This is a genomic window from Solirubrobacter deserti (genome assembly GCF_027587175.1).
Taxonomy (GTDB): domain Bacteria; phylum Actinomycetota; class Thermoleophilia; order Solirubrobacterales; family Solirubrobacteraceae; genus Solirubrobacter; species Solirubrobacter deserti.
Genome location: NZ_JAPCID010000032.1, coordinates 1 through 11650 on the forward strand (window position 1 = coordinate 1; position 11650 = coordinate 11650).

Consider the following 11650-nt stretch of genomic DNA (forward strand, 5'->3'; position numbering starts at 1 on the left):
CACCCGCCGCCGCGGCAGCCGGCGCGCGGCGAGCCACGGCGCGGGCCGGGCGCGCAGCGCGGCCGCCGCGTCCTTGAGCGCGCCGACGAGCGCGGTGCGCCGGCCGAGCGTGCCGGAACGGCCGGACAGGTAGTCGGGATCCGTCGCGCTCGGCGGCGCGGGCCCCGGGTCCAGCGCCTCCACGAGCCGTCCGAGCGTGAGCGCGGTGAGCGTCACGCCCACCCCGCAGCGCCGCCGCACGATGTGGAACACGCAGCCCCCGAGCGTGCGCAGCTCGGCCGCGAGCGACGGCTCCGCGCGCTTGAACACGTCGTACCGGCGCGCCGCACGGCCGCGGTAGAAGTTGGCGCGCGACAGCGCCCGCAGCGTCGCGTCCCGCCCGGCGCGGCGGTGGTCGACGCCGGCCGCCGCCACGTAGCCGACGCTTCCGCCCGCCGCGCGCAGGCGCCGCTGCCAGTCCTCCTCGTCCCCCGCGCCGCCCAGCCGCTCATCGAACGGCCCGATGCGCTCGAGCGCGCTCCGGCGCAGCGCGAGGTTCGCGCCCCACACGAACTCGGCCTCGCGGTCCTCGGGACCGAGGTCGAGGGCGGTCACGGGCAGCGGCTCGCGCCCGCACGCGTGCAGGTTCGTCCCCTCGATGCGCGGGCGGATCGGCCCGCCGAGCGCCTCGTGCCCGGTGGCGGCCAGCAGCGCGGAGAGCCAGCCGGGCCAGACCTCGACGTCGTCGTCCAGGAAGCAGATCAGCTCGCCCGTGGAGTGAGTGACGCAGGCGTTGCGGGCGACGTTGATGCCGCGCGGTGCCCCGAGCGCCACGTAGCGGCCGCCGTGCTGTTCGACGAGGGCGCGGGTGGGGGCGTCCTCGGCGTCGTCCTCGACCACCACGATCTCGGCCTCGTGCGCGGCCGCCTGCGGAGCCACGGAGCGCAGCGCCACGGCGAGATAGTCGCGGCGGTTGCGGGTGGGGAAGACGATCGATGCGGGCGGCGCCATTCGCGCCGAGAGATTAGGCGGCCGGAGCGAACCGGCCCGTCGCGACGAACGCCGCCTGGCGGGCGATGTCGACGGCGTTGTCGCCGATGCGCTCGAGCGCGCGGGCCATCATCGCGACCATGAAAGCGACCTCGCGGGTCCGCTCGTCGGCGCAGTTGGCGTGGACGGCGATCGCGAAGCAGCGCCGGTTGGCCTCGTTGATCTGCCGGTCATGCTCGAGCATCCGACGGGCGCCGTCGATGTCGCGCTCGGCGAACACCGTGCGCGCGTCGCTGAGCTGCTCCTGGGCCAGCTCCGCCATCTTGCCGAAGCACTGCAGCTGCGTCTCCGAGGGCCGCACGCCCGGGGGCAGCGCCGTGCACATCGTGCCGATGTTCGCGCACTGCGCGCCGATGCGCTCGAGCCGCTCGTTGACGTGCAGCAGCGCGATCGCGAGCCGCAGATCGCCGGCCACCGGCGCCTGCAGTGCCAGCACGGACAGCAGGCGGTCGTGCACCGCGGTGTGGCAGCGCTCGAGCTGCTCGTGCTCTGCACTCAGCTGCTCGGCCGCGGCGGTGTCGCACGCCGTGGCGGCGGCGACGGCGCGCTTGACCCACTCGCCCTCGGCGGCCAGTTCCTCGAGCACGCGCGCCTCGGCCTCGGCCAGCCCGGCTTCCAGTGGCGACCGCGCCACCCGCCGGTAGGGCTCACGCACGGTAGGGAGGCTCATCCAGTCGACCTACCCCGCGCGGGCCCCGTTCGAATCGGGCTAGCCTTGCCGCGCGTGATCTTGCTCCTGCACCACCGGTACCGCCACGTCGGCGGGGAGGAGCGGGCGGTCGCGGACCTGCAGTGGCTGATCCGCGAGCACCTGCACGAGGACGCGGAGGTGCTCGAGCGCGACTCGTCCCGCGTCGGCGCGCGCGACGCGGCGCTCGGCCTGCTCAGAGGCGGCCTGAACCCGCAGGAGGTGGCGGACGCAGTCAAGCGCACGAACGCGCGGGTCGTGCACGCGCACAACGTCAATCCCACTTTCGGCTGGCGCGCGCTGGCCGCGGCCAGGCAGGCTGGCGCCCGGGTCGTGCTGCACCTGCACAACTACCGGCTGGTGTGCGCGCAGGCGACGTGCTTCACGCGCGGCGAGGACTGCACGCGCTGCCACGGGCGCAACACGCTCCCCGGCGTCAGGCTCAACTGCCGGGGCGGGTCGCGCGCCGAGTCCGCGGCCTATGCGGCCGGCCTCGCGCTGCACCAGAAGCGCCTGACCGGCGCCGCCGACGAGATCCTCGTACCGAGCACGTTCGCGCTGCAACGCCTCCAGGAACTCGGCGCGCCGCTGCGGGGCAAGGCGCGCGTGCTGGGCTCCGTCCAGCGCGAGTTCGTGGACCACTCGACGGCCCAGCACGGCGAGTTCGTGCTCGCGGCGGGGCGTCTCACACCGGAAAAAGGGTTCGAGGACGTCATCCACGCGTGCCGGCGCGTCAACCTTCCCCTCGTGATCGCCGGCGACGGCCCGCAACGACACGAGCTCGAGGCCCGGGGCGGCGCGACGTTCCTGGGCCACGTCCCACCCGCGGAGTTGCAGGTGCTGCGCCGTCGCGCGGCGGTCGCCGTGGTGCCGAGCCGCTACGCCGAGATCCTCCCGCTGGCGGCGCTGGAATCGATGGCCGCCGCCGTGCCGACCGTCGCGGCCGCTTCGGGCGGGCTCAAGGAAGCCGTCCCCGAGGAAGGGCTGTACCCGGCGGGTGATGTCGCCGCCCTCGCCGACCGCCTGCAAGCCCTGTGGCAGGACCAGGCCGCGGGCGAGCGCGCGCTCGCGGGCGCGAAGGCCCGCAGCGCCCCCGCGTTCGTCGCCGAACAACTCCGCAGCGTCTATGGCGCAACTTCCACCCCCGCGAGGTATTGAAATGCGCATGATCCGCCGCGCGCTGCCCTTCCTGCTGCTGTGCCTCACCGTCCTGCTCGCTCCTGCCTCCGCGCAGGCGGCCAAGAGCCAGAAGAAGGCGATCTGGGGCCCGATCGAGATCGACGGGGAGTCGCAGTTCCCGGTCTACAAGGACCTCGGGGTCGGCACCTACCAGATGCTGCTCGAGTGGGACAAGGTCGGCGTGCTGGAGCCATTGGACGCCAAGGACCCGGAGGACGCGAGCTACGAGTGGTCGGACGAGATCGACACCGCGATCTCTGAGGGCTCCAACAACGGCATCAAGGTTGCGCTGTCGATCACGGGCCGGCCTGACTGGGCCAGCGCGAGCGACTTCAAGGACTTCGTGACCGCGGCGGCCAAGCGCTACAAGGCCGTGCGCACGTGGGCGATCGGCGACGGCAAGGTCTCGCCGGCCAAGGACTACCCGCGCATGCTCGACGACGCGTACGCCGCGCTGAAGGCCGCGTCGAAGTCCAACAAGGTCATCGGCGGCAACGGCAACACGCGCCTGGAGCTCAGCAACGGCAAACAAGCCCGGATGGACTACTTCGGCACGGACCCGACGGCCCGCAAGGCGCCGACGAAGTCGACGCTGAACGCGCTCAAGCGCAAGGCCGGCGACCACAAGCTGTGGCTCGGACCGGTGTCGCTGCCCACGTCGGAGGGCGGCTCGTTCCGGCTCACGATGGCCGCGCAGGCGAACTGGATCAAGACCGCGTTCCGCCTCGTCAAGTCCGACAGCGACGTCGCCGCGCTCTCCTACCGCAAGCTGCGGGATGAGCTCGGCGCGCCGTTCACTGGTCTGATGGACAGCGACGGCGAGAAGAAGCCGTCGTATAACGCGTACAAGCAGGGCTAGCGGTACGGCGCGAAGGAACGCGCCGCGTCAGACGTCGTCAAGGAGGAACACATGAAGTTGCGCTATCTGGCGCTGCCCGCCGTCGTGGCGCTCACGGCCACGACCCCGGCGCTCGCGGACAAGGTCGACTGCCGCCCGGCCGACCGCGACACCACGCTGTGCCTGAAGACGGGCGGCTGGACGGAGATCGCGGGCACCGACCGCGCCGACGAGCTGATCGGCACCAAGGGCCCCGACCAGCTGCTCGGCGACGGCGGCGACGACCGGATCTTCGCCGGCACCGGGCAGGACGAGATCGACGGCGGCGCCGGTCGCGACGCCATCGACGCCGGCCGCGGGAACGACCTCGTCCACGCCCGCGACCGGACCCGCGACACGATCGACTGTGGCACGGGCCGGGATCGCGCCGTCGTCGACCGGACGGATCGCGTGAAGAACTGCGAGACGGTCGTCCGCCGCTAGAGCTGCAACGCGTTCGCGCCCAGTGAGCGCGTCACGCCGCGCAGGTCCATCGTCAGCTGCGCCCGTGCGGCGACGTCCGCGTGGTCCACCGACGGGTGCGCGGTGACGATCAGCGCCAGATCCGCCCCGTCGACGACCGACAGCTCCGAGTTGCGCAGCCCGAAGTCGGGCAGCTCGGGCACGTGCGGGTCGTGATAGGCGAGGTCGGCGCCGCGCTCGCGCAGCAGCCGGATGATCTTCAGCGCGGGCGACTCGCGGATGTCGCCCACGCCCGCCTTGTAGGCCACACCGAGCACGACAATCCGCGACCCGCGCACCGGCTTGCCGACGTCGTTCAACGCCCGCTCGGCCTTCTCCAGGCAGAAGTAGGGCATCTGCTGGTTGACCTTGCCCGCGAGCTCGATGAACTCCGTCGAGAGGTCGTACTCACGCGCCTTCCAGGTGAGGTAGAACGGATCGACGGGCAGGCAGTGCCCGCCCATGCCGGGCCCGGGCTGGAACGGCATGAAGCCGTACGGCTTGGTGGAGGCCGCTTCGACGACCTCCCAGATGTCGATCCCCATGCGGTCGGCGAGCATCGCCATCTCGTTCACGAGCGCGATGTTCACCGAGCGGAAGATGTTCTCGAGCAGCTTGGAGAGCTCCGCGACCTCGGGCGTGGAGACGCGCACGACCTGATCGCAGACCTTCTCGTAGATCGCGACCGCCGCCTCCGTGCACGCCGGCGTGAGCCCGCCGACGACCTTCGGCGTCGTGCGCAGCGTGTAGTCGGTGCGGCCCGGGTCCACGCGCTCGGGCGAGAACGCGAGCGCGAAGTCCGCGCCCGCCTGCAGTCCGGACTCCTCGAGCAGCGGCACCATGTGCTCGCGCGTGGTGCCCGGGAACGTCGTGGACTCCAGGATCACCGTCTGGCCGCGCCGGATCACGCCCGCCAGCGCCCGCGCCGAGCTCAGCAGCGGCCCGAGGTCCGGCTCGCGGTTGCGCGTGAGCGGCGTCGGGACGCACACCAGGATCGCGTCCGCCTCGTGCAGCTCGACGTAGCGGGTCGTGAACGTGCACAGATCCGACACGAGCTGCAGCCGCGCGTCCGGGATGTCCTCGACGTGCGAGCGGCCCTCACGCATGGCGGCCACGCGCTCGGGTGAGATGTCCACGCCGATGACGTCGCAGCCCGCCTCCGCGAAGGCGACCGCCAGCGGCAGACCGACGTAACCGAGTCCGACGATTCCGATCTTCACGCCCACTCAGCCTACTTGGCGAGCAGGTCGAGATCCGCGCGGGCCATCAGGCGGATCAGCTGCTCGAAGTTCGTCGTCGGCTCCCAGCCCAGCAGCTGCTTGGCCTTGCCGGCGTCGCCGACGAGCAGATCGACTTCGGCCGGGCGCTTGAGGGAGTCGTCGATCTCGACGTAGCGCTCCCACTCCAGCCCGACCTCGTCGAAGGCGACCTGCACGCAGTCACGCACGGTGTGCATCTCGCCCGTCGCGATCACGAAGTCGTCCGGCCGGTCGTGCTGGAGCATCAGCCACATCGCCTCGACGTAGTCCTTCGCGTAGCCCCAGTCGCGGCGCGCGTCGAGGTTGCCGAGCTGCAGCTTGTCCCGCCGGCCGTGCTTGATCGCCGCGGCGTGCCAGGTGATCTTGCGCGTCACGAACTCCAGCCCGCGGCGCGGCGACTCGTGGTTGAACAGGATCCCGGACGTCGCGAACAGGTCGTAGGACTCGCGGTAGTTGACCGTGATGTGGTGCCCGTAGACCTTCGCCACCCCGTACGGCGAGCGCGGGTAGAACGGCGTGCGCTCGGTCTGCGGCGTCTCGAGCACCTTCCCGAACATCTCCGAGCTCGACGCCTGGTAGAAGCGCGCCTCGGGGCACGTCTCGCGCACCGCCTCCAGCATCCGCGTCACGCCCACGCCCGTGAACTCGGCCGTCAGCGTGGGCTGGATCCAGGAGACGGCCACGAACGACATCGCGGCGAGGTTGTAGACCTCGTCCGGCTTGGCGGCGCGCAGCGCGTCCACCAGCGAGCGCTGGTCGAGCAGGTCGGCCTGATGGAACGTGATGCGGTCGCGCAGGTGCTCGAGCCGGTCGAACTTCTCGGTCGAAGCGCGCCGCACCATGCCGTGGACGTCGTAGCCCTTCTCGAGCAGCAGCTCGGCCAGGTAGGAGCCGTCCTGGCCGGTGATGCCGGTGATCAGCGCGCTGGGCAGCTCAGGCCTCCTGGGCCCGCAGCCACTCGACGGTCTGCGCGATGCCCTCCTCGACCCCGATCTTCGCCTTCCAGCCCAGCACGCGCTCGGCCTTCTCGACGGACGGCCAGCGCCGCACGACGTCGACCTCGAAGCTCGGGAGGTGCTCGAACTCGAGCGCCTCCGGGTCGTTGCCCGACAGCCGCCAGCACAGCTTCGCGATCTCGGCGACGGTCATCTCCTCGGACGCCGAGATGTTGAAGTCCTCGTTGAGCCCGTCCGGGTGACCCGTCGCGGTGACGATGCCGTCGGCGATGTCGTCGACGTGCGTCAGCGTGCGCGTGTGCTCGCCCGTGCCGAAGATCGGCAGCGGGTGCAGGCGCTGCAGCGACTTGCGGATCAGGTCCGGGACGGCGTGCGCGATCCCGGGCTCGTTCTCGGGCATCTCGCCCGGCCCGTAGGCGTTGAACGGGCGGCAGATGGTGTACGGGAGCCCGTGCTCGGCGTGCGCGGCGAGGCAGTAGATCTCGCCCGTGAGCTTGGAGAAGCCGTACGCGGACGTCGGCACCGGGCACTCGGGCAGGTAGTCCTCGCGCGTCGGGTACTGCGTCGCGTTCTCGAACACCATCGAGCTCGAGACGTACGTGAAGCGCTCCACGCCCTCGTCCAGCGCGGCGCGGAAGACGCCGTTGTAGAGCGCGTTGTTGACCTCGGTGAGCGTGTACGGGAGCTTGTGGAAGTTCGCGATCCCGCCGACGATCGCCGCCAGGTGGATGACGTGCGTGCAGCCGCGGATGGCCTTGCGCGCCTCCTCGACGTCGCGCAGATCGCCGCGGTGGACCTCGCACGCCTCGCGCATCCACGTCGGCGCGTCGCGCTGGTCGGAGACACGGACCTCGAAGTCGGGGTCGCGGACCAGGCGCCGCACGACCGCGGCGCCGATCGTGCCCGCGCCGCCGGTGACCAGGACTCTGCTCATGCTGGGACCGCCCGTGTGCGTCGCAGCCCGGGCGGCATGCGACCGTCAGTAGAAAGCCAGGACCCGGCGAGGATCAGCAGCAGGCCCGCGACGGCGCCCGCTCCGAGGCTCTCGTCGAGGATCAGGACGCCGAGGGCGACCGCGACGACCGGGTTCAAGTACGTGATGACCAGCGCGCGCCCCGGCCCGACCTCGAGGATCAGGAACTGGAAGACGACCAGCGCGAGCGCCGTGCACACGAGGCCGAGCACGATCAGCGAAGCGATCGCGTCGCCCGTCGGCGTCTCGGACGGCGCGGTGAAGATGGCCGGGACCAGCAGCAGGCCGGAAGCGATCAGCAGGCTGGCGCCCATTGCGGCCCGCGCGTCCACGCCCGCGAGCTTGCGCTTGAGGATCATCGGCGCCGCGGCGTAGCCGCACGAGGCGATCAGGATCAGCGCCGTGCCGAGCAGCTCGTCGGCGTTGCCGGCGACGTCGATGCCGACGAGCACGATCACGCCGGTGAACCCGATCAGCAGCCCGACGAGGCGCAGGCCCGTGGCCTTCTCGGCGGCGTCGAAGCGGATGGCCAGCAGCGCAACGATCAGCGGCACGGACGCGATCAGGATCGCCGTCAGCGAGGACGAGACGTACTGCTCGCCCGCGGCGATCAGCGGGAACGGCAGCGTGATCTCGATCACCGCGTACGCCGCCACCCACGTCCAGCGTCCGCGCAGCTGGGCCAGCACACCCGCGCGCCACGCCAACAGCAGCAGCACGGCGGAGGCCATCGCCACGCGCACGAAGGACAGGAACACGGGCGAGACGCCGTCGTCGACGGCGACCTTGATGAACAGGTAGGGCACGCCCCAGATCAGCGACATGGCGGCGAAGGCCGCCCAGCCCTTCGAGCTCATGGGCGACCACCGCGACTCGCGCCAGGGCGCGAGTTGGCGGTCGCTTCAAGCATCGCTTCGCAGATGCTCATGCCCTCAGCGCGGCGACTTCGGCGACGTAGGCGAACACCTGCGCCGTGCCGAGCGCGTTCCACGGGTCCACGATCAACGCCTCGGGCGCGAGCTCGGCGATCGTCCGCAGGGCCTGCGGCGTCGAGTACGCGCTGTGGTTGGTCGCGACCACCACGACGTCCGCGCCGGTGACGGCGTCCTCGAACGAGCTCGTGGGCGTCGCGACGATCGGGTCGTGGACGGAGACGTCGGCCAGCTCGCGCTCGAGCAGGCGGATCAGCTTGTGGGAGAGGCTGTCGCGCTCGTCGTCGGTGTCGGCCTTGAACGCCAGCCCGAGCACGGCGACGCGCTTCTCACGCAGCGTGCCGGCGAGCCGGCGCTTGACGCCGTCGACGAGGAACAGCGGCACGGTCTCGTGGACGCGCGAGACGGCGAGCAGCATGCCCGGCGCGCTCGAGCGCTCCTCGCTGAAGGCGAAGTCCTTGCGCAGGCACGTGCCGGCCGTGAGCCCGGGCATCTTGATCCCGCCGCGCGGATAGTCGCGGTTGATCAGCTCGATGACGTCGAACACGTTCGCGCCATGGCGCTCGCAGTCCATCATCAGCAGGTTCGGCAGCGCGAACGTCGCGTAGCGCAGGATGTTGGTCCAGATCTTCGCCAGCTCGGCCTGCACGGGCGACGTCTGCACGATCGGCGCGCCGAGCGGCTCGAACAGCTGGCCCGCGCGCTCACCGGAGGCCTCGCCGACGCCGCCGACGATGCACGGCAGCGAGTGGATCTCCTCCATGAACTTGTCGGCCGCGATCCGCTCGGGCACGTGGGCGACGAACAGGTTCTCGCCGACGGTGAAGCTGCGGTGCTTCTCGAGGTAGCCCGCGACGAACTCGGTCGTGCCCGGGGCGACCGTCGAGCGCAGCACGATCAGCTGGTCCTCGACCAGGTGCGGCAGCAGGTCGTCCAGCACGGTGCGGATGTCGCGGATGTCGATCTCGATGTGCGACATCGCGGGCGTGCCGAGCGTGAGCACGATCGCCCGGGCCTGCGCGGCCTCGGCGGCGTGGCTCGTGGCGTCCAGCTGCACCCGCGCGATCAGCTCGTCGGTGCCGGGCTCCTTGAACGGCATGCGCCGCTCGCGGATGGCCTGCAGGCGGTTCTGATCGGTGTCCACGCCGAGCACCGAGAGGCCGCTGTCGGCGAAGGACAGGGCGAGCGGGAGGCCGATCCGGCCGAGTCCGATGACGGAGACGTCATAGCGCATAGGCGACCTTGGAGGCTAGCGGCAGACCGTGTAGCGGTCGGTCACGGTCTTGCGGCGCAGCTTGCCCTTCGCGCTCGTGCGGTAGTAGATGCGCGCGTAGATCCGACCCGACTTCCCGGCCGGGCGATTGACCTTCAGGCGCACGTCGAACGGCGCCTTGCGGTCCGTGCGCACCTCGCGGCCCTTGCCCTTGGTGAAGAACACGATCCGCACCACACGCTGCTTGGTCTGACGGACGGCGATGCGCACGCGCACCTGGCCGCCCACGGGCGTACAGCCGAGGCCGGTCTGCAGGTTCACGTCGCCCGAGGGCGCCGGCGGGCTCGCGGGCGGGGGCGGAGGAGGCGCGGGCACGGCGACCGGCCCCATGTCGGTCCACGCCGACCAGCTTCCGCGCCACTCGCGGTACAACAGGCCGGTGCCGCCGCGGGCGACGACCCACTCGTGGTGCGGGCCGTCCGCCGCCGCGGCCGGCGAGGACGTCACGGGGCGCGGGTCGAACTGCACCCACGGGGTCCAGTGGCCGGTCAGCGACCACGAGCGCACCGCGAGCGTGCTGTCGGTCGCTCGCACGTAGACGTTCTGGACGTTGGGCATGCGCGAGACGGCGGCGGGTGCCCCGTGGAACGCGCCGCCGAGGTCCTGCCAGGACGTCCACGCGCCGTCGTCCCAGGTGATCACGCCGAGCGAGCCCTGTGGTGCGCGAGTCCAGACGTTGAGCTGATCCGGCGACCACGAGTCCAGGGCGGGAGCGGACGTCGCGTGGCCGCCGCGGTACTCCCAGTCCTGCCACGGCCCGCCGGGATTGCGCGAGCGCATCACGATCGAGTTGTCGCCGGCGCGCACGGCGACGTCGATCGACTCGACCCCGCGGCGGACCGTCGCGCCGGGTGCGGACGTGAGATATCCGCCCAGCGACACCCAGTTCGACCACGCGCCCGCGGAGAAGACCTTCTCCCACAACGCGCCTTCGGCCCCACGCACGAAGACGTGGATGTTCCCGCCCGCCGCGACGGCGGCCGGGCCGGAGCTCGGCTGGCCACCGATCGAGGACCAGTCCGTCCAGGCGCCGTTGCTCAGGTGACGCTCGAGGATCGTGCCGTCGGCGCCCCGGGCGAAGATCCACGCGTCGCCCGGCCCGCGTGAAGCCGTGGCCGGGTTGTCGTCGTAGACGTCAGCGCGCGCTGGGACCGCCAGCGCCAACAGCAGGAGCGCGGTGAGCGCGAGGAGCTTCAGCGCCCCGTCCGGTGGCGCACGTACTGACGCGCGAAGCCGAGCACGAAGAGCGGGTTGTAGCGCGCGTAGCGCTTCCACAGGCGCCGCGGTTCCTGCATCAGGCGGAACAGCCACTCCAGGCCGAGCCGCTGCATGCGCGGCGGGGCCTGCGGCACCAGGCCGGCGTGGAAGTCGAACGCCGCGCCGACGCCGACCAGCACGGGCGCCGTCAGCCGCGGGCGCATCCGCGCCATCCACTTCTCCTGCTTGGGCACGCCGATGCCCACCCACACGACGTCCGCGCCGGAGCGGTTGATGTCGCGCGCGACATGCTCCTCCTCGGCTTGCGTGAGTGCGCGGAACGGCGGCGCGTAGCCGCCGACGATCTTCAGGCCCGGGTGGCGCAGCCGCAGGGTGCGCGTGAGCTGGGCCAGCGCGCCCTGGTTGCGGCCGCCGTACAGGTACATCTTCAGGCCGGTGCGAGCCGCGCGGGCGCAGGCCTCGTCCATCAGCGTCGGTCCGTACACGCGGTCGCCCAGCTCGTGGCCGAGCGCCTTCAACGCCCACACCAGCGGCTGGCCGTCCGGGACGGTGAAGCTCGCACCGAGCACCGCCTGGCGCAGCTGCGGGTCTTCCTGGCTGGCCATCACCGTGTGCACGGCGGCGACGCAGATGTATTCCCGCGAACGAGCCGCGACCGCCTCGTCGATCCAGTCGAGCGTGCGCTCGTAGTCCGTCAGCGCGACCGGGACGCCGAGCAGCGGCTGGGTCGGTGGGCGGGGAGGAGCTTCGCGCGTCTCGGGGACGGCGAGCGCGATGTTGTCAGCGATCGGCATCAGTCAAGAT

At 71.7% G+C, this 11650-nt stretch carries 12 protein-coding genes; 3 read left to right on the forward strand and 9 right to left on the reverse strand.

The genetic code is table 11. The annotated features are described in order from the left end of the window. Nucleotides 1-990: glycosyltransferase family 2 protein (locus OJ962_RS20855; RefSeq protein ID WP_270006573.1), on the reverse strand; the 990-nt coding region annotated here is incomplete at its 3' end. A 13-nt stretch (nucleotides 991-1003) separates the two neighbouring features. Further along, nucleotides 1004-1699 (reverse strand): phosphate signaling complex PhoU family protein, encoded by a 696-nt coding sequence (locus OJ962_RS20860; protein WP_202954983.1) that lies wholly within the window; start codon nucleotides 1697-1699, stop codon nucleotides 1004-1006. 54 nt (nucleotides 1700-1753) lie between these two features. Between OJ962_RS20860 and OJ962_RS20865 the strand changes: the two genes are divergently transcribed. The 3 genes from OJ962_RS20865 to OJ962_RS20875 are packed head-to-tail and all read left to right on the forward strand — an operon-like array spanning nucleotide 1754 to nucleotide 4217. Then, entirely contained in the window at nucleotides 1754-2875 is a 1122-nt protein-coding gene (locus OJ962_RS20865) for a glycosyltransferase family 4 protein (protein WP_202954984.1), read from the forward strand. 7 nt (nucleotides 2876-2882) lie between these two features. Next, nucleotides 2883-3755, forward strand: coding sequence for a hypothetical protein (locus tag OJ962_RS20870; protein WP_202954985.1), 873 nt, complete (start codon nucleotides 2883-2885; stop codon nucleotides 3753-3755). A 51-nt stretch (nucleotides 3756-3806) separates the two neighbouring features. Continuing rightward, nucleotides 3807-4217 (forward strand): calcium-binding protein, encoded by a 411-nt coding sequence (locus tag OJ962_RS20875; RefSeq protein ID WP_202954986.1) that lies wholly within the window; start codon nucleotides 3807-3809, stop codon nucleotides 4215-4217. Here the strand turns inward: OJ962_RS20875 and OJ962_RS20880 are convergent. From OJ962_RS20880 to OJ962_RS20910, 7 genes are all read right to left on the reverse strand, one after another. Then, complete coding sequence (locus tag OJ962_RS20880; protein WP_270006574.1) at nucleotides 4214-5455, reverse strand: nucleotide sugar dehydrogenase; 1242 nt, start codon at nucleotides 5453-5455, stop codon at nucleotides 4214-4216. The two genes, OJ962_RS20875 and OJ962_RS20880, sit on opposite strands and share 4 nt — an antisense overlap. Nucleotides 5456-5466: 11 nt before the next feature. Then, nucleotides 5467-6426: a GDP-mannose 4,6-dehydratase gene (gene gmd / locus OJ962_RS20885; RefSeq protein WP_202955222.1), complete on the reverse strand. Its 960-nt coding sequence runs from the start codon at nucleotides 6424-6426 to the stop codon at nucleotides 5467-5469. Between the two features lies 1 nt (nucleotide 6427). After that, nucleotides 6428-7384 carry an NAD-dependent epimerase/dehydratase family protein gene (locus tag OJ962_RS20890; RefSeq protein ID WP_202954988.1) on the reverse strand — a complete coding sequence of 319 codons (957 nt, stop codon included), beginning with the start codon at nucleotides 7382-7384 and terminating at the stop codon, nucleotides 6428-6430. Then, the gene (locus OJ962_RS20895; RefSeq protein WP_202954989.1) at nucleotides 7381-8280 is read right to left on the reverse strand and encodes a DMT family transporter; all 900 of its coding nucleotides are present in this window, start codon (nucleotides 8278-8280) and stop codon (nucleotides 7381-7383) included. The genes OJ962_RS20890 and OJ962_RS20895 overlap by 4 nt, the downstream gene beginning before the upstream one ends. Nucleotides 8281-8347: 67 nt before the next feature. Beyond that, a complete protein-coding gene (locus tag OJ962_RS20900) occupies nucleotides 8348-9589 on the reverse strand; it encodes a nucleotide sugar dehydrogenase (protein WP_202954990.1) in 1242 nt (413 codons plus the stop codon). 15 nt (nucleotides 9590-9604) lie between these two features. Continuing rightward, nucleotides 9605-10792 (reverse strand): hypothetical protein, encoded by a 1188-nt coding sequence (locus OJ962_RS20905; protein ID WP_270006575.1) that lies wholly within the window; start codon nucleotides 10790-10792, stop codon nucleotides 9605-9607. 29 nt (nucleotides 10793-10821) lie between these two features. Next, nucleotides 10822-11640, reverse strand: a complete 819-nt coding sequence (locus OJ962_RS20910; RefSeq protein WP_202954992.1) for a WecB/TagA/CpsF family glycosyltransferase — start codon at nucleotides 11638-11640, stop codon at nucleotides 10822-10824. Nucleotides 11641-11650 lie beyond the last annotated feature (10 nt).